This is a genomic window from Rhodanobacter sp. UC4452_H20, from assembly GCF_052978205.1.
This window is the reverse complement of sequence record NZ_CM129662.1, coordinates 699,244-716,063: the sequence shown is the minus strand read 5'-3', so window position 1 is coordinate 716,063 and position 16,820 is coordinate 699,244. Positions and strand designations below refer to the sequence as shown.

The following is a 16,820-nucleotide window of genomic DNA, read 5'->3' as shown; positions in this document are numbered from 1 at the left end:
ACTGCGGCAAGCGACCATCTTAGCGGATAGTTCACAGATAACGCCGGATGGTTTCCCGGAACTCGGCCAGTTGCCCCGGCGTGAGCGCGCCGAGTATCCCGCGCCGCTCGGCGGGGATGTGCGCGGCGGGGTCGTCGTCGCCGAAGACGTAGTGATCCAGCAGGCCTTTCCACGCCGCCCGCTCTGCCGGCGGCAAGGCGCGGAACACGAGGATGCAGTGCATCAGGCAGCCCAGCGCCGTGGCCGGTGCGTCGCCCCCGGCCGGCACCGGTTTCCACCAGTAGTTCACCAGCGCATTGATCTGCTCCAGCGACTCGACGTGGTGCCACCACATCGGCGGGATGTAGATCGCGTCGCCGGGATGCAGTTCGGCCACCTGCGCCGCGGCCAGCGCATCTTTCAAGCGCGGATAACGCGGATCGTCGGGACGATCCAGCCGCGCCATGCCGATCGCCGCGCCGGTCGGCGCGAAATCCAGCGGGCCGACATAGAGATTGCGCACCTGCTCCGGGGCGAACAGGGTGAAGCGCCGCACCCCGCACGCCACACAGGCGACGTTGTGGTACTCGTCGAAATGCGCCGGCGTGGTGACCTTGTTGCCGATCCAGATGCGCGGCTGGATCGCCTTGTCGATGAAGGGAACCGCATGATCCTCCAGCAGTCCGGGCAGGCAGTCGGCGATCAGCGCGCTCTGCATCGCCAGCCCCGGCGGATTGTCCTGGCGGCTGTAGGCCGCCAGCCGCTGCAGGCCCCGGGTGATCGAGACGCGGTGATGCGCGTAGTTGAAACCGTCGACATTCGCGTTGTAGCCGATCACGCCGCCCTCGCCTGCCGGCATCAGCAGCGCGTCGACCTCGCGGCCGTTGTCCAGCTTCGCCAGGCCTTGCGCAAAGGCGGTGTCCGACCGCCGCGACCACGCCACCATCGGCCAGTCGCGGCAGAGGCCGCGGATCACCAGCGGGCGGGCACGATCCACCAGGCCCGCGAGTTCGAGTGCCTGCCCGGCGCCGCGATATTCCTCGATCACTCCCGGCATGCCGCCTGCTCCGCGTCGGCCGCGCGCACCGCGCGGATGAAGGCTTCGAGCCGCGCCGCGTCCTTGATCCCCGGTGCCGATTCCACTCCGCTGGCCACATCCACCGCCCACGGACGTGCCGCGCGCACTGCATCGCCCACGTTGCCGGCGTGCAGGCCACCGGCCAGGATCAGCGGCTGCGCCAGATTGCCGGGCAGTAACGACCAGTCGAACGCCTTGCCGCTGCCGCCCGCCTCGCCGGGTGCATGGCCGTCCAGCAACAGGCCGGCGGCGCGCGGGTAATCGCGCAGGCGCGGCAGCGCGGCAGCGCCATCGCCCATCGCGATCGCCTTGACGAAGGGGCGGTCGAACCGTGCGCACCAGTCGTCGCCCTCATCGCCATGGAACTGCAGCAGCGCGGGATCGACTTCATCGACCACCTGCCGCACCAGCGCCGCCGCGTCGTCCATGAACAGGGCCACCGTGGCGATGAACGGCGGCAGCGCCGCGACGATCTCGCGCGCACGCGCCAGCGTCACCTGCCGCTTGCTGCGCGCGGTGAACACCAGGCCGATCGCATCGGCGCCGAGCCGCGCGGCGAGCAGCGCATCCTCGACGCGGGTCATGCCACAGCATTTGATGCGGGTCACGGGCCGGCTCCCGTCAGGCAGACTTCGGTGGGCAGGCCCCAGTGTGCCTCGTAGCGCGGGCCGATGAAGGTCAGCCCCGAGGCCGGTGCAGTCGGTCCGGCCACCTGGCGGTCGCGGCCGGCGAGCAGTTCGGCCATCCATTCCACCGGCTGCTCGCCGCGACCGACCAGCAGCAGCGAACCCGCGATGTTGCGCACCATGTGGTGCAGGAAGGCATTGGCCTCGATCTCCAGCATGACGTGCTCGCCCTCGCGGCGAACGCTGATCTCGAGCACCGAGCGCCGCGGGTGCGGCGCCTGGCACGACAGCGCCCGGAATGCGCTGAAGTCGTGCTCGCCCAGCAAGGATTGCGCGGCTTCGTGCATGCGCTGCGCGTCCAGCGGCAGGCGCTCCCAGGTGACGTAGCGCGCGTCCAGCGCGGCGCGCACCGGCCGGTTGAGGATGTGGTAGCGATAACGGCGGCTGCGCGCGGAGAAGCGCGCGTGGAAGCTGTCCGGCACCGGTTGCGCCCACAACACGGCCACGCTGGCCGGCAGGTTCGAGCACGCGCCCAGCACCCAGCCGCGCAATTCGCGGCGTGCATCGGTATCGAAATGCACCACCTGGCAGCGGCCGTGGACGCCGGCGTCGGTGCGTCCTGCGCAACTGACCAGTACCGGATGGGCCGCCACTTTCGACAAGGCCTCCTCCACTGCGCCCTGCACGCTCGGCCCTTCGGTCAGGCGTTGCCAGCCGAAGAAATCGGTGCCGTCATACTCGATGCCGAGAGCGATGCGCATGGATGCCGCAGATCCGGAAGGAAGCGTCGAAGATTAGCAGGCAGGCACCGACGTCATGCCCGCCGAAAAGAAATCGGGCCGGCAAGGCCGGCCCGGCTCCGTCCCGTTCGCGATGCGATCTCAGCCCAGACCGTCGAGCAGCTTGCGCGCCACGTCGCGCTGCATCTGGCTGCCTTCCTTGAGCACTTCGCCCAGCATCGCGCGGGCGCCATCGGCATCGCCCATGTCGAGATAGGCGCGCGCCAGGTCGAGTTTGGTATCGACCGGATCGTCGCTGAACTCAGCCGACTCCGCGGCGGACGCGCCGGTTTCCGGCGCATCCCAGGAAGCCTTCGGCTCGGCGTGCGGCTTGACCACGGTAATGTCGTCCGCGGCCGCCGGCGGCGCCGTGCGCGAACCACCGGCTGGCTGGGTCAGGTCGAAATCGAAGCTGTACTCGGTGACTTTCTTCGTGCCGGTCGGCAGCGCCGGCGGCAGCGGGGAAACCACGGTGGGTGCGTCGCTGTCGTCGGCGTAGTCGTCGATGTCGAACGCCTGCGTCGCCTCGGACTCGACGTCGGCAGGCTCCGCATGATGGTCGAACAACGGATGCCCCGGCGCGAGATCCTCGCCCATGTGCACCACGTCCTGCCACTCGTCCTGTTCCGGGTCGGTGATGTGGGCGTGCATCGCTTCGGCCGCGGCCTCGAAACGCTCCACGTCGCGGCGCGAGTAGTACAGCGTGACCAGTTCCAGATGCAGGTAGATGTCGTCCGGATGCTCGGCCAGCTGGTCGAGCAGTTGCTCCTGGTCGGTATCGCCATCGGCCAGCAGATCGTCGTCGCCCTCGCCTGCCGGCGGCGTGGCGCCGAAACGATCGGCCAGCGAGGCTCCCCCCGTCTTGGCGGCGGCCGCAGGCTTGCGGCGGCGACCGAGAACGGCAAGCAGAATCAACACGATGACCGCGCCGGCCGCTGCGGCCCAGGCCCAAGTCTGCATGTACCAGGGTTGCTCGACCACGCGTGCCGGGGCGGGCGCGGGCGCGGGTGCGGACGCAGGTTCGGCCGCAACCGTGGCCGCAGCAGCCGGTGTCGCACTGGCAGTAGCCAGCGAGGCCGAACCGGCCGGCGCGAACGCGGTGCCTGCCGCTGCCACCGATGCCGAGGTCGCCGCGCCGGAGGAGGCCCAGGCCACCGGGCTCTCGCTGGCCTCGGCGCTGCTGCCGGCGCTGGCCACCGCCGGCGCGAGCGCTGCGGGTTCCGCTACCGTGCTCGCAGCCACGGGAGCGGTTGCCGGCGCGCCGGTGCCCTTGCGTGCAGCGGCCAGCTTGGCCTGCAACTCGGCGATCTCGCTGTCCTTCAGCGACAGCAGGTGTTCGTTCTTGGCGTTGATGTCGGTGAGGTCTTTCAGCCGCGCCTTCAGGTCGCCGCTCTGCTGCTTCAGGCTGGCCACGCTTTCGCGGGAGCGCAGCAATTCCTCGCGCAGGCTGGCAGAGGACTGGTCGGTCTTGCCGGATGACTGCCCGCCGCCGGCGGTGCCGGCCTGCGGAGGCACCAGCGCCAGCCGGTCCTCGTTGTCGGCCGCGCCGGTGGTGGGCGAGCCGGAGGAGGAAGCGCGCGTTGCCGCATCGGCCACCACCGCGGGCTTGCCCGGCGTGCCGGCGCGCCAGTCGCTGTTCTGCCGGCTCACCTCGGCGGCCGCCGCGGCCAGGCTCATGGCCTGCGCCTCGGAGGCGCTGGGCACGCGCAATACCGCGCCGCTCTTGAGCGCGTTGATGTTGTCGCGATAGAAGGCGTCCGGATTGGCCTGCTGCAGGGCCAGCATCATCTGGCGCACGTCGACGCCGGTCGGCGTCACGCTGCGGGCGATGCCCGACAGTGTCTGGCCGCTCTGCACCGGACCGAGACGGCCGTTCTCGACGGCAGCGGGAGCCGGAGTGCGGGTAGCCGCCGCCACTTGCGGCGCCGGGGCGGGAGCGCGCTGCGCAGGGCGCGGCGCCGGGCTGGCCGGGCGCGGCGCCGCCACTGGCGCCGGCGCGGGGGTTGCCGCGACCGGGTGCGAGCCGGGTGGATCGAGCAGGATCGCGTACTCGCGCACGCTGGGGCCGTCCTTGCCGTCCACTTCAATGAGGAGGTCGAGATAGGGATCGTTCACCGGTTCGCTGCTGGTGATGCGGATCACCGGGTGCGCGCCGGTGGCAACGCTGAAGTGCAGCGGAATGTCGGTGCGCCCGCCGACGATGCCGGCCCGGGCAAACTGCTCGCTGGAGGCCAGTTTCACCTTGAGACCCTGCAACTCGGCCGGACTGGCCGGGTGCAGCGGAATCTCGGCCAGCAGCGGCTGTCCCAATGCCGATTTGACCTGGACCTGGCCCATGTCCACAGCCAGGAGCTGGCTGCTCCCCAGCGCCAGCGCCACCAGCATCGACAATTTCAACGAACGATTCATGCATGTTCCCCCGAGCGATCCCTGACGCTTTCTTGTTGAAAAGATGCCGCCACCAGGGCGGCGGCCGCGTCACCGTGCCGCCACTTTAGTTACAAGAAGCGCAATCAACAATAGCCGCGGCGAATACTTGCGACACATTGCTGCTGCCGGTTCTTGCCCCGGACACCCCGTCATGGGTGGTCATCAGGCACCGCGGCCTGCACCTGCAACAACTGGCGGCGCAACTCGGCGATCTGCGCGTCCTGCTGCTCCAGGCGCCGGCTGGCGCGCTGGCTGGCTGATTCCTGACGCGCCACCTCTTGCTGCAGGCGCTTCACCTCGACCTGATTGCGTTGCATCCGCTGCCGTACGGCCGGCAGTGCCGGGACGGCCGTCGAGCCGGCGCGGGCCGGTCCGGCCGGCGGCGCGGCCCAGGCCGACGCGGTGAGCAGGATGCCGATGGCGGCAAGAGACGGCAGGACACGCATGGTCAGAGATAATCCTCGATCAGCAACTCGGCAATCTGCACCGCATTCAAGGCCGCACCCTTGCGGATGTTGTCCGAGACGACCCACAGGTCCAGCCCGCGCTCATGCGAGATGTCCTCGCGGATGCGCCCGACGAACACGCCATCGGTCCCGGCCGCCTGCGCCACCGGGGTCGGGTAGCCGGCCGGCTTGCGCTCGTCCATCAGCACCACGCCCGGCGCCTGGCGCAGCAGTTCGCGCGCCTCCTCGGCGGTGATCTTGTCGCTGGTCTCGATGTGCACCGCCTCGGAATGGCCATAGAACACCGGCACGCGCACCGCGGTCGGGTTCACCTGGATCGACTCGTCCTCCAGGATCTTGCGGGTCTCCCACACCAGCTTCATCTCCTCCTTGGTGTAGCCGTTGGGCTGGAAGTCGTCGATCTGCGGGATCACATTGAACGCGATCTGGACCGGGAATTTCTTGCCCGGTTCCACGCTTTGGAAATTCAGCAGGGCCGCGGTCTGTCGGCCCAGCTCCTCCATGCCGCTGCGGCCGGCACCGGAGACGGACTGGTAGGTGGCCACGTTGATCCGCTCGATCTGCGCCGCGCGGTGGATCGGCGCCAGCGCGACCAGCATCTGCATGGTCGAGCAATTCGGGTTGGCGATGATGCCGCGGTTGGTGTACTGGGCGATCGCGTGCGGGTTGACCTCGCTGATCACCAGCGGGATGTCGTCCTGATAGCGGAACTCGGAAGTGTTGTCGATCACCACCGCGCCGGCCGCTGCCGCGCGCGGCGCGTGTTCGCGGCTGACCGAGCCGCCGGCGGAGAAGAACGCGATGTCGACGCCGGCGAAGTCGTAGGTGTCCAGCAACTGCACGGTGACCTGCTTGCCGCCGAAGCTGACCTTGCCACCGGCTGATCGCTCGCTGGCCAGCGGCACCAGCTCGCTGACCGGAAACTCGCGCTCGGCGAGGATGGCCAGCAGGGCTTCGCCGACGGCACCGGTGGCGCCGACCATGGCGACCTTGTAACTGCTCTTGTGACTCATGGAATGGGTTGCTCTGGAAGTGGAGGCGTGCCGGTCACAGCACGTTCGGGTTGAGGAGGTTGGGTGGTCGTCCGGCGTGCGGACCATGGCCGAACAACGCGAGCACATTGTCCACCGCCACCGATGTCATCGCGCGGCGGGTATCGGTCGTGGCGCTGGCGATATGGGGGCTGAGCACCACGTTGTCGAGCGTGAGCAGCGCCGGATGCAGCTTCGGTTCGCCCTCGAACACGTCCAGCGCCGCGCCGGCCAGGCGCCGGTCGCGCAACGCCGCGGCCAGCGCGGCGTCGTCGACAATGCCGCCGCGGGCGACGTTGACCAGCATCGCGGTCGGCTTCATCAGGGCCAGCTCGGCCGCGCCGATGGCGTGTCGGGTGCGCGGCGTCAGCGGCAAGGCCAACACCAGGAAATCGGACTCGCCCAGCAACTGCGCCTTGTCCACGTGGCGTGCGTTGCAGGCGCGCTCGATCGCCTCGGGCAGCGGCGAGCGGTTGTGGTAGATCACCGGCATGCCGAAGCCGACCGCGCGATGGGCGATGGCCTGGCCGATGCGACCCATGCCGAGGATGCCCAGGGTGCGACCGCGCACGTCGCTGCCCAGCCACGCCTTGAACTCGGTGGCATGCCAGTGGCCGGCACGCAGCCAGCGCTCGGCCGCAGTCATGCGCCGGGCCGCGCCCAGCAGCAGCGCCCAGGCGAAGTCGGCCACGCTCTCGTTGAGCACGTCGGCGGTGTTGGACACCGCGATGCCGGCAGCGCTCATCGCGTCGACGTCGATGTTGTCGTAGCCCACTGCAAGGTTGGCCACGATACGCAGGCGCTCGGCCGCACCGATTTCGGCCGCGCCGATGCGGTCCTTGAGGCCGACGATCACCGCATCCTGCCCCGCCAGCCGGGCAGCCAGTTCGGCAGGACTGAACTTGCGCTCGGTCTCCTCCACGGTCACCTGGAAATGCGGCTCCAGCCGGGCGATGACACCGGGGAAAGTGGGGCGGGACACCCAGACGCGCGGCTTGTCGGTCATCGAACGGGTTCCGGTGGCGGTGGCTCGGCCTCAGGCGATGCGTGGCGCGACCGGCCCCACGTCGCCGCATTGCGCCCGATGGCGCAAGGCGTGATCCATCAGCACCAGCGCCATCATCGCCTCGGCGATGGGCGTGGCACGGATGCCGACGCAGGGGTCGTGACGCCCCTTGGTGACCACGTCCACCGGCTCGCCGGCCAGGTTCACGCTGCGGCCGGGGATCAGGATGCTGGAGGTGGGCTTCAACGCGATCGAGGCGGTCACCGCCTGTCCCGTGCTGATGCCACCGAGAATGCCACCGGCGTGATTGGACGTAAAGCCGTCCAAACGCATTTCATCGCGATGTACGCTCCCGCGTTGGGCGACGGCGGCGAAACCATCGCCGACCTCCACGCCCTTGACTGCGTTGATCGACATCAGCGCACTGGCCAGGTCGCCGTCCAGCTTGCCGTAGACCGGCTCGCCCCAGCCAGGAGGCACGCCCTCGGCGACCACGTTGACGCGCGCGCCGACCGAATCGCCGGACTTGCGCAGCTTGTTGATGTAGTCCTCCAGCGCCGGCACCTGCGATGCATCGGGCCAGAAGAACGGGTTCTGCTCCACCGCGCTCCAGTCGAACGCACCGGGCACGACCTCGCCGATCTGCGCCAGGTAGCCGCGCACGTGCACGCCATGGCGTTCGGCCAGCCATTTCTTCGCCACGACGGCAGCGGCCACGCGCATGGTGGTCTCGCGCGCCGAGGAGCGCCCGCCGCCGCGCGGGTCGCGGATGCCGTACTTCTGCCAGTAGGTGTAGTCGGCGTGGCCGGGGCGGAAGGTCTGCTCGATCTCGCCGTAGTCCTTGCTGCGCTGGTCGGTGTTGCGGATCAGCAGCGCGACCGGCGTGCCGGTGGTCTTGCCCTGGTACACGCCGGAAAGAATCTCCACCTCGTCCGCCTCGTGCCGCTGCGAGGTGTAGCGGCTGCGGCCGGTGGCGCGGCGCTCGAGGTCGGTGCGGAACTCTTCCGAGGCGATGGCCAGCCCCGGAGGGCAGCCGTCGATCACGCAGCCGATCGCCGGCCCGTGGCTTTCGCCGAAGGTGGTGACGGTGAACAGCTTGCCGAAGGAATTGCTTGACATCGCGCGTCCGGGATCAAAGCCCAGAGCATACCGGCACCACCCCTCTTGTAGGAGCCCGCTCGTGGGCGATGCCTTTTTAATCTTGCGAATCCCGAATCCCCAATCCCGGCTCTCGACAGACGAATGTCTGGTCATCCCGGTTCAAGAACATCGCCCGCGAGCGGGCTCCTGCCGTGGCGCCGCTGGCCACTCGCGGGAGAGCATGGCGAAGATCATGTCGTCCACCCATTCGCCGTGCAGCCACAGGCTTTCGCAGTGATGGGCTTCCTGACGCATGCCCAGCGAACGCAGCAGGGCGAGGCAGGCCTGGTTGCGCGGGTCGACCGAGGCGTGGATGCGGTGCCGGCGCCACGGGCCGAATACCTGCCCGAACAGGGCGCGCACGGCCTCGCCGGCGTAGCCACGGCCCTGCCCGGCCGGCGCGAGGCTGATGCCGAACTCGACCGATTCCATCGCATCCTCGGGCAGGTTCACGCCAAGATCGCCGATCAGCCGGCCGTCCTCGCGCAGGCGGATCGCGCGCTGGAACCAGCCGGCGGGAGTGGCTGCGGGCGATTGTCGCTCGATGAAGGCACGCGCGGCGGCGAGATCGGCTGGCCGCCAACCCTGGTAGCGCGCCACCACGGGGTCGCTGCGCAGGGCGAACAGCGCCGCGGCGTCTTCAGCGCGCAACGGGTCGATCCGCAGTCGCGCCGTGACCAGTTCCATGTCAGCCCGGGCGGCGTGCGACAGCCGCGGCGTGAATCGCCGCCGCATGCTCGACCAGGTCGCGCCGCTCCAGCGCGAACACGCCCATCGGGCCGACCTTGAACTCGATCCACACGAACGGGACCTCCGGCAGCAGCGCGGACAGCGCGTGCTCGCTCTCGCCCACCTCCACGATCAGCAGGCCGTCCTCGGTCAAATGACCAGCCGCCTCGTCCAGCATGCGCAGGCACAGGTCCAGGCCGTCCGCGCCGGAGGTCAGGCCCAGCTTGGGCTCGTGCGCGTATTCGCCCGGCAGCGCGGCGTACTCGTCCTCGGTGACGTAGGGCGGGTTGGAGACGATCAGGTCGTACTTGCGCCCGGCCACGCCGGCGAACAGATCCGACTGGATCGCCTCGACGCGGCCCTCGACGTGCTGGAACGCGATGTTCTCGCGCGCCAGCGACAGCGCCTCGTCGCTGATGTCGACGATGTCGACCTGCCATTCGGGGTTGTACTCGGCCATCGCGATGCCAATGCAACCCGAGCCGGTGCACAGGTCCAGCGCGCGCTCGATGTGGCGCTCGTCCAGCCACGGCGCGAAGCCCGACTCGATCAGCTCGGCGATCGGCGAACGCGGCACCAGCGCGCGGCGGTCGCTCTTGAACTTCAGCCCGGCGAACCAGGTCTCGCCGACCAGGTAGGCCACCGGCAGGCGCTCGCTGACGCGGCGCTCGATCAGCGCCAGCACGTTCGCGCGCTCGGCCGCGGTGAGCCGGCCGGCGCCGTAGGCCGGCGGGATGTCCGGCGGCAGGTGCAGGCTGGCCAGCACCAGATGGGTGGCCTCGTCGATCGGGTTGTCGTGGCTGTGGCCGAAAGTCAGCCCGGCGGCCGAGAAACGGCTGGCACCGTAGCGGATGAAGTCGATGATGGTGGCGAGTTCGGCGGTCACGGGCGGCCCACGGCACGGCAAAAGGCCGCTGATTATAAGCGCGAGCCCCGTATACTGGCCGGATGACTTTCAAAGTAATCCTCCAATACCTCCTGCCGCACCGTTTGCTGTCGCGGTTGGTCTACTGGGCCACGCGCTGGACCTTCGCGCCGTGGAAGAACTGGCTGATCGCCACGATCGTGCGCAACTACGACGTGGACATGGCCGAGGCGGCGCAGCCCGATCCGCTGGCCTACCAGCACTTCAATGCCTTCTTCACGCGCAAGCTGAAACCCGGCGCGCGCCAGGCCGATGCCGATCCGGCCGCCCTGCTCTCGCCGGCCGACGGCCGCATCAGCCAGGCCGGCACGATCGTCGACGGCCGCATCTTCCAAGCGAAGGGCCGGGAATACACTGCCGCCGAACTGCTCGGTGGCGACGAGGCCGCAGCCGCGCCGTACCGCAACGGCTGCTTCGTCACCGTCTACCTGTCGCCGCGCGACTATCACCGCGTGCACATGCCGCTGAAAGGCACGCTCACGGAAACCGTGCACGTGCCCGGACGCATCTTCAGCGTGGCGCCGTTCGCGGTCACGGCGATCCCGCGGCTGTTCGCCCGCAACGAGCGGCTGGTGTGCCACTTCGAGGGCGAGCACGGCCCGTTCGCGGTGGTGATGGTGGGCGCGATCCTGGTCTCGTCGGTGGCCACCGTGTGGGACGGCCTGGTGATCCCGCCGTACGCGCCGTCGATCCGGCGCAAGTCGTTCGCCGGCCAGCACGTCACGCTGGAACGCTTCGCCGAGATGGCGCGCTTCAACATGGGTTCGACCGTGATCGTGTTGTTGCCGCCGGGCAGCGCGACGGTCGATCCGCTGCCGCCGCAACAGCACGTTCGCGTGGGCCAGCGGATCGGTCAGATCAGGGTGGCAGGCGGCCACTTTCCCGAAAACTGACGTTGCGCGTCATTTTGTGACGCTATGCGCGCAAATTCCGGGGGTGGCCGGTTAACCTCCTCGCGACGGACCGGCCAACATGCCGTGCCGAACCTGTGCCGAGGGGAACCATGCAGATACTCACTCCATTCTTTGCGGTGGTGCGTTCGCGCCAGCTTGGCCGCCAGTTCCGCGATGTCGAACGCAGCATCCGGACCCTGCCCAAGCGCAGCCGCGATCGGCTGAGCATGCTCACCCTGCGCGAGATCGGCCAGGCCTCGCGCTGTGATTTCCCGCACCTGTACGGCACCACGCCGGAATCGCGCTACCTGCCGTGGGGACAAGGCACCGACCTGGGCTACGAGCGTGCACGTTCGAACAACGCCGAGGTCGCGCTGCGCGGCATCGCGCTGTGGCTGGCGGTCGCCTATCACGAGACCAAGACCGCCACCCAGCCCAACCTGCAGGCCCAGCACCGGCAGTTGCTGCAGTTGCTGCGCGAGCTCAAGGAGCTCCACGGCGGCGGCAGCCGCAGCGATACCTCGGACAGCTGGATGCAGGAGAGCGCCGTCGCCTGACCGCGCGGCGGCGCCCCACCCCGCGCCTCAACGGCAGACCGGCACCTTCAGATGCTGGCCCACCCGGATGCGGTGGTGCTGGAGATCGTTGATCTCGGAAATCTCCTGCACACTGGAACAATGCAGTTTGCGCACGATGCTGATCAAGGTGTCGCCGCGGCGCACGCGATACGTGGTCGTTCTCTGCGCACCCGCCTTCGCCGGCGCCTGCGCCGGATCGGGTACCACCGGCACCGTCGCACGGTGCAGGTCCGCCGCGAGGATCGGCCACGGACCATCGACGCAACGGGCGGCATAGGCACGCTCCAGTCGTTTGGGCACCCGCAGCGTGGCGCCAACCGGCTGGCTGGTATCGGGGTCGAGCCGCGGATTGAGGTTGCGCAGGGTGCGGAACCAGCCCTCCTCCATGCCATCGGCCGAACCCAGGCAGACGGTGAGCTCATCAAGCGACGCGGCGCGCTTGAGCGTGATGCTGCCGGGGTCGCCGTCGATCTTCGGGAAGCGCAGGTTGTAGCTGTCCGGATGCAGGAACAGCCACGCCGCCGCCAGCACCGCCGGCACGTAGTCGCGCGTCTCGGGCGACATCTGGTCGTAGATGCGCGGGTCGTAGAAACTCACCGACGGGTCGTCGCCCACCGCGCGGCGCATGCGGCCTTCGCCGCCGTTGTAGGCGCCGATGACGAGCTCCAGGTTGTTGTTGAAGATGCGCAACTGCTCGTTGAGGTATTCGGCATTGGCCCGCGCCGAAGCGGCCGGGTCGAAGCGCATGTCGAAGCCGTTGTCCACGCCCAGCCCGAAACGCATGCCGGTGGAATACATGAACTGCAGCGGGCCGGAGGCGCCGGAGCGCGACACCGCGTGCACCTTGCCGCCGGATTCCTGGGCCACCATGCCGAACAGCAGCGCCTCGGGCAGGTCGGCCTTCTGGTAGGCCGGCCACATATCGTGGCGCAGGTACTGGTAATTGACCCAGGCGTCCATCAGGTAAGGCCGGCGCTGGGTCAGCCACATCTCCAGCGCTGCCTTCACCGGCCCGTTCATCGCGATCAGCTGCGACAGCTTCTGTCCGTGCAGCAGCGTCACGCTGCGCTGCGCCTGCGGCAGGCTGGCCGCACCGGCATGACCGGTGGCCAGCGCCGCCTGCGACGACTCGACATCCCCGGACAGATCCGGGAGGTCGTCGAAATCGCCATCTTTCAGGCGCAGCAGGCGGTCGAATACGGAAAAGAAGCGCTGCGGATCGCAGCCGGCGGTGACCGCACATTTCGCCGACGACTGCTTCAGCAAGTCGAGCGACTGGCGCAGGCTCAGTGCCGACGCATCGCTGTCGCCTTCGCGCGCCTGCTGCAAGGCGGTCTCGTAGCCCTTGCTGGCCTGGTTCAACTGGCCGTACAGCGCATCGGCCGGCGTCGGGGTCCTCTCGCCGCCGCTGCTGGCGCAGCCGCCCAGCAAGGTGCAGGCCAGCACAAGCGACGCGAGGTGCCGCGGGCGAAACACGTGGGGCAACGACATGAAGAACTTCACCTGCAAAAAGCATTCACCATAGCCGGCCGCGAAGCCGGACTCAACGCACGGCGTCACAACCGCGAGCCACGCGCCGGGTTGGCTACAATCGCGTCACTACCAATGGAAGGACCGCCATGACTGACATCCTGATCGGCCGCAACGACAGCACCAGCGTCAGCCTGGACCCGCACTACGGCAATCGCCACGGCATGATCGCCGGCGCCACCGGCACCGGCAAATCCGTGTCGCTGATGGTGCTGGCCGAAGGCTTCTCGCGGCTGGGCGTGCCGTGCTTCCTGGCCGACGCCAAGGGCGACCTGGCCGGCCTGGCGATGGCCGCCGGCGAGCCGGGTGACAAGCTCAAGGCGCGGCTGGCCAGGCTCAAGCTCACCGACTGGAAGGCGCAGGCCAACCCGGTGGTGTTCTGGGACATCTACGGCAAGCTCGGCCACCCGGTGCGCGCCACCGTCAGCGAGATGGGCCCGACCCTGCTCGGCCGCGTGCTGGAATTGAACGACACCCAGGAAGGCGTGCTCGAAGTGGTGTTCAAGGCCGCCGACGACCAGGGCTGGCTGCTGCTGGACCTGGCCGACCTGCGCGCCCTGCTCACCTACGCCGCCGAAAATGCCAAGGCGCTGTCCACCCAGTACGGCCTGATCAGCACGCAGAGCATCGCGGCAATCCAGCGCGCGCTGCTGAAACTCGAAAGTGACGGCGCCGACCAGTTCTTCGGCGAGCCGGCCCTGGAGCTGGCCGACCTGATGCGCCAGGACATGAGCGGCCGCGGCATCATCAACGTGCTGGCCGCCGACCAGCTGATCATGAAGCCGCGGCTGTACTCCACCTTCCTGCTGTGGCTGCTGTCCGAGCTGTTCGAGCAGCTGCCCGAAGTGGGCGACCTCGACCAGCCGAAGATGGTGTTCTTCTTCGACGAGGCGCACCTACTGTTCGACGACGCCTCGCCGGCGTTGCTGCAGCGGGTGGAACAGGTGGTGCGGCTGATCCGCTCCAAGGGCGTGGGCGTGTACTTCTGCTCGCAGAACCCCGACGACGTGCCCGGCGTGATCCTCGGCCAGCTCGGCAACCGCATCCAGCACGCCTTGCGCGCGTTCACCCCGCGCGACCAGAAGGCGGTCAAGGCGGCGGCGGAAACCTTCGTCGCCAACCCGAAGCTCGACGTCACCGAAGCGATCACCAAACTCGCGGTGGGCGAGGCGCTGGCCTCCACACTGGCCAACGGCGGCGTGCCCACGCCGGTGGAGCAGGTGCTGGTGACCACGCCGTGCTGCCGCATCGGCGCGATCACCGACGCCGAGCGCGGCACCATCCGCCAGCGCTCGCCGGTGGGCGCGAAATACGACACTGCGGTCAATCGCGAATCGGCTGCCGAGATGCTGGCCAGGCGCGCCGGGGAAAAGGCCGCCGATGCCGCCACCGTGGCGGCCGATGCGCCAGCCAAGGGCGCCGCGAAGGAAGCGGAAAGCGGCTGGGGCGGCGCGGTGCACGACGCCCTGTTCGGCACCAAGCGCCGCCAGGGCATGATCGAGACCATGGGCAAGCAGATGGTGCGCACCGCGGGCAGTCAGCTCGGCCGGCAGATCCTGCGCGGCGTGCTGGGCGGCATCTTCGGCGGCAAGCGCTGAGTGAGAGCCTGCTCCATGTCTCCGCATAGCCCGCGTTGCCTTGCCGTGGCCGTCAGGTGGTGGCGCGTGGCGCAGCGCCTGCCTGGCTGGCAGGTCAAGCCGCGCGCTGCCGCATGGCGGCCACGGCAAGGCAACCCGAAGGGCCGGGTCTGTTTGCCCGCATCCCTGCGTCATCACTCGGTCGTGGACGGACGTCCACTCCTTCGTTCTTCCTTGGCCTGCGCGCAAACAGCTCCCGGCGCGGGCCATGCGGAGACATGGAGCAGGCTCTGATGCCGCGCGTCGAAATCGTCGCCGCCGACACGCCGTTCGCGCAGCGCCTGCGGGACGGTTTCGGCTATCCGCTGCGCGGCGCCGCACTGGCCACCTGCGTGGCGCTGGCGCTGGCCCACTACGTCGGCCTGCTGCCGGGCTATGTCGGTGCGCTGGCCAGCGCGCTGGTCTGGGCCGCCACCTGGCGTTATGCCGCGGACTGCATGCAGCACACCGCCAACGGCTACGCCGACCCGCCGGACGTGGGCAGTGACGGCAACAGCGCCAGCGGCTGGGGACTGACCGCGATTCACCTGCTGGTGGTCGCCTTGTGCGTGGTCTCCATCGTGTTCTTCCCGCGCCTGCTGTGGCCGGTGCTGCTCCTGGCGGCGCTGGTGCTGCCGGCGATCGACATGTCGCTGGCGTTCGACGGCAACCTCGCGCTGGCCATCAATCCGCTCAACTGGTTGCGCATCATCGGCGGTTTCGGCGGCGCGTATCTGGTCCCCGTGGCGATCAACCTGCTGCTCGGCGTGCTGATCGTGGTCGCCTCGGTCACCACTGCGCGGCTGCCGCGACTGCTCGCCTTGCCGCTGTTCGCATTCGCCTACACCTACCTGATCGTGCTCGCCTTTCATCTCATGGGCGCGATGATCCACCAGCGCCACGAGCGTTTCGGCATGGTGCCGGAAGCGCCGGAGCTGGCCAAGGCTTCCGGGCAGGACGCCGACGACCGACTGGTGGATGCCGCGCGCCAGCAGGCAACCGACGATCCGCAGGCCGCGTTGCGCCAACTTGCCGCGCGACTGCGCGAGCGCGCGGCGCCACCCGCCGTGCACCAGTTCTACCGCGAGCTGCTGCACCGGCAGGGCCTGCGCGACGACCTGCTGGTGCACGGCCAGATCTGGATTGCCGCGCTGATCGCCCAGGGCGAATCGCGGCGCGCCCTCGGCGTGCTGCAGGAATGCTGCGGCATCGACGCCAGCTTCATCCCGGACGACCCGCAGACCTGCGGCGCCCTGGCCGACCTGGCCGTGCGGATGGGCATGAGCCGCCTCGCGATCCATCTCGGCCAGGGTTATGTCGCGCACTGGCCACGCGACCCGCAGGCGCCGCACTACGGCCTGCTGGCCGCACGCGCGCTGGCCGCCCATGCCGACCAGCACGCCGACGCGGCAGCGCTGCTCGACCGGCTCGTCGCGGCCTGGCCCGAGCACCCGCTGCGCGGCGAGATCGACGCCCAGCGACGACAACTGGCCAGCCCGGCATGAGCCGCTGGCGCCCGCCCTCGCCCGGCTCCACCGCGATCATCACCCGCGACGGCTTCGAACGGCTCAAGGCCGAACTCGACCACCTGTGGCACGTGTTGCGCCCGGAAGTGGTGAAGGCCCTCGCCGCGGCAGCCGCCGAAGGCGATCGCTCGGAGAACGCCGAATACACCTATCGCAAGAAACAGCTCGGCGAAATCGACCGCCGCGCGCGTTACCTCAGCAAACGCATTCCCGCACTGAAAGTTGCCGAGGGCGTGCCGGGCGATCGCCGCGCCGTGTTTTTCGGCGCCTGCATCGGGCTGGAGAACGTGGACAGCGGCGAAGTCCACCGCTACCGCATCGTGGGCCCGGACGAGACTGACGCCAGGCGCGGCTGGATCAGCATCGACTCGCCGCTGGCGCGGGCCGTGCTGAAGAAGCGCGTCGACGACGAATTCTCCGCCGAGCTGCCGGGCGGGCGGGCGGAGTTCGTGGTGCTGTCGGTGGATTACGAGCAGGAAGCCTGACG

General features: G+C 69.2%; 16 protein-coding genes. 5 read left to right on the top strand and 11 right to left on the bottom strand.

Annotated elements, in window-relative coordinates:
* Positions 1-31: 31 nt before the first annotated feature.
* The 10 genes from ACVCMC_RS03460 to prmB all read right to left on the bottom strand — a co-directional run bounded on the left by ACVCMC_RS03460 (position 32) and on the right by prmB (position 10,151).
* Positions 32-1,036 (bottom strand): cupin-like domain-containing protein, encoded by a 1,005-nt coding sequence (locus ACVCMC_RS03460; protein ID WP_447098694.1) that lies wholly within the window; start codon positions 1,034-1,036, stop codon positions 32-34.
* Entirely contained in the window at positions 1,024-1,665 is a 642-nt protein-coding gene (locus ACVCMC_RS03455) for a phosphoribosylanthranilate isomerase (protein WP_447098693.1), read from the bottom strand. The genes ACVCMC_RS03460 and ACVCMC_RS03455 overlap by 13 nt, the downstream gene beginning before the upstream one ends.
* On the bottom strand, positions 1,662-2,444 hold the full coding sequence (truA, locus tag ACVCMC_RS03450; protein WP_447098692.1) for a tRNA pseudouridine(38-40) synthase TruA: 783 nt from the start codon (positions 2,442-2,444) through the stop codon (positions 1,662-1,664). Before truA ends, ACVCMC_RS03455 begins: the two co-directional genes overlap by 4 nt.
* A gap of 120 nt (positions 2,445-2,564) precedes the next feature.
* Entirely contained in the window at positions 2,565-4,871 is a 2,307-nt protein-coding gene (locus tag ACVCMC_RS03445) for a FimV/HubP family polar landmark protein (protein WP_447098691.1), read from the bottom strand.
* A 170-nt stretch (positions 4,872-5,041) separates the two neighbouring features.
* Positions 5,042-5,338, bottom strand: coding sequence for a hypothetical protein (locus ACVCMC_RS03440; RefSeq protein ID WP_447098690.1), 297 nt, complete (start codon positions 5,336-5,338; stop codon positions 5,042-5,044).
* Positions 5,339-5,340: 2 nt separating this feature from the next.
* A complete protein-coding gene (locus tag ACVCMC_RS03435) occupies positions 5,341-6,372 on the bottom strand; it encodes an aspartate-semialdehyde dehydrogenase (RefSeq protein ID WP_395119043.1) in 1,032 nt (343 codons plus the stop codon).
* A 34-nt stretch (positions 6,373-6,406) separates the two neighbouring features.
* A complete protein-coding gene (locus ACVCMC_RS03430; protein WP_447098689.1) occupies positions 6,407-7,396 on the bottom strand; it encodes a 2-hydroxyacid dehydrogenase in 990 nt (329 codons plus the stop codon).
* A gap of 30 nt (positions 7,397-7,426) precedes the next feature.
* Positions 7,427-8,515, bottom strand: coding sequence for a chorismate synthase (aroC, locus tag ACVCMC_RS03425; RefSeq protein WP_395119047.1), 1,089 nt, complete (start codon positions 8,513-8,515; stop codon positions 7,427-7,429).
* Between the two features lie 141 nt (positions 8,516-8,656).
* A complete protein-coding gene (locus ACVCMC_RS03420) occupies positions 8,657-9,223 on the bottom strand; it encodes a GNAT family N-acetyltransferase (protein ID WP_447098688.1) in 567 nt (188 codons plus the stop codon).
* A 1-nt stretch (position 9,224) separates the two neighbouring features.
* Entirely contained in the window at positions 9,225-10,151 is a 927-nt protein-coding gene (gene prmB, locus ACVCMC_RS03415; protein ID WP_447098687.1) for a 50S ribosomal protein L3 N(5)-glutamine methyltransferase, read from the bottom strand.
* Positions 10,152-10,213: 62 nt separating this feature from the next.
* Here prmB and asd point away from each other — a divergent pair, with 62 nt between their 5' ends.
* Positions 10,214-11,083, top strand: a complete 870-nt coding sequence (asd, locus tag ACVCMC_RS03410; RefSeq protein ID WP_447098686.1) for an archaetidylserine decarboxylase — start codon at positions 10,214-10,216, stop codon at positions 11,081-11,083.
* Between the two features lie 110 nt (positions 11,084-11,193).
* Complete coding sequence (locus ACVCMC_RS03405) at positions 11,194-11,640, top strand: hypothetical protein (RefSeq protein ID WP_395119055.1); 447 nt, start codon at positions 11,194-11,196, stop codon at positions 11,638-11,640.
* A 27-nt stretch (positions 11,641-11,667) separates the two neighbouring features.
* Here ACVCMC_RS03405 and ACVCMC_RS03400 read toward each other — a convergent pair whose 3' ends face one another.
* Positions 11,668-13,152, bottom strand: a complete 1,485-nt coding sequence (locus ACVCMC_RS03400; RefSeq protein WP_395119057.1) for a lytic transglycosylase domain-containing protein — start codon at positions 13,150-13,152, stop codon at positions 11,668-11,670.
* A gap of 128 nt (positions 13,153-13,280) precedes the next feature.
* On the opposite strand from ACVCMC_RS03400, the gene ACVCMC_RS03395 reads away from it, so the two are divergent.
* The 3 genes from ACVCMC_RS03395 (at position 13,281) to greB (ending at position 16,818) form a co-directional block, all read left to right on the top strand.
* Positions 13,281-14,789, top strand: coding sequence for a helicase HerA-like domain-containing protein (locus tag ACVCMC_RS03395; RefSeq protein WP_447098685.1), 1,509 nt, complete (start codon positions 13,281-13,283; stop codon positions 14,787-14,789).
* Positions 14,790-15,061: 272 nt separating this feature from the next.
* A complete protein-coding gene (locus ACVCMC_RS03390; protein ID WP_447098684.1) occupies positions 15,062-16,312 on the top strand; it encodes a hypothetical protein in 1,251 nt (416 codons plus the stop codon).
* Positions 16,309-16,818, top strand: coding sequence for a transcription elongation factor GreB (gene greB / locus ACVCMC_RS03385; protein ID WP_447098683.1), 510 nt, complete (start codon positions 16,309-16,311; stop codon positions 16,816-16,818). The genes ACVCMC_RS03390 and greB overlap by 4 nt, the downstream gene beginning before the upstream one ends.
* Positions 16,819-16,820 lie beyond the last annotated feature (2 nt).

What these genes read in the sequence shown, in the direction of transcription:
- ACVCMC_RS03420 (WP_447098688.1), bottom strand. Translation starts at nt 9,223, where the DNA reads ATGGAACTGGTCACGGCGCGACTGCGGATCGACCCGTTGCGCGCTGAA.
- ACVCMC_RS03405 (WP_395119055.1), top strand. Translation starts at nt 11,194, where the DNA reads ATGCAGATACTCACTCCATTCTTTGCGGTGGTGCGTTCGCGCCAGCTT.
- greB (WP_447098683.1), top strand. Translation starts at nt 16,309, where the DNA reads ATGAGCCGCTGGCGCCCGCCCTCGCCCGGCTCCACCGCGATCATCACC.
- ACVCMC_RS03440 (WP_447098690.1), bottom strand. Translation starts at nt 5,338, where the DNA reads ATGCGTGTCCTGCCGTCTCTTGCCGCCATCGGCATCCTGCTCACCGCG.
- ACVCMC_RS03460 (WP_447098694.1), bottom strand. Translation starts at nt 1,036, where the DNA reads ATGCCGGGAGTGATCGAGGAATATCGCGGCGCCGGGCAGGCACTCGAA.
- ACVCMC_RS03400 (WP_395119057.1), bottom strand. Translation starts at nt 13,152, where the DNA reads ATGTCGTTGCCCCACGTGTTTCGCCCGCGGCACCTCGCGTCGCTTGTG.
- ACVCMC_RS03390 (WP_447098684.1), top strand. Translation starts at nt 15,062, where the DNA reads ATGCCGCGCGTCGAAATCGTCGCCGCCGACACGCCGTTCGCGCAGCGC.
- ACVCMC_RS03445 (WP_447098691.1), bottom strand. Translation starts at nt 4,871, where the DNA reads ATGAATCGTTCGTTGAAATTGTCGATGCTGGTGGCGCTGGCGCTGGGG.
- truA (WP_447098692.1), bottom strand. Translation starts at nt 2,444, where the DNA reads ATGCGCATCGCTCTCGGCATCGAGTATGACGGCACCGATTTCTTCGGC.
- ACVCMC_RS03430 (WP_447098689.1), bottom strand. Translation starts at nt 7,396, where the DNA reads ATGACCGACAAGCCGCGCGTCTGGGTGTCCCGCCCCACTTTCCCCGGT.
- asd (WP_447098686.1), top strand. Translation starts at nt 10,214, where the DNA reads ATGACTTTCAAAGTAATCCTCCAATACCTCCTGCCGCACCGTTTGCTG.
- ACVCMC_RS03435 (WP_395119043.1), bottom strand. Translation starts at nt 6,372, where the DNA reads ATGAGTCACAAGAGCAGTTACAAGGTCGCCATGGTCGGCGCCACCGGT.
- ACVCMC_RS03395 (WP_447098685.1), top strand. Translation starts at nt 13,281, where the DNA reads ATGACTGACATCCTGATCGGCCGCAACGACAGCACCAGCGTCAGCCTG.
- aroC (WP_395119047.1), bottom strand. Translation starts at nt 8,515, where the DNA reads ATGTCAAGCAATTCCTTCGGCAAGCTGTTCACCGTCACCACCTTCGGC.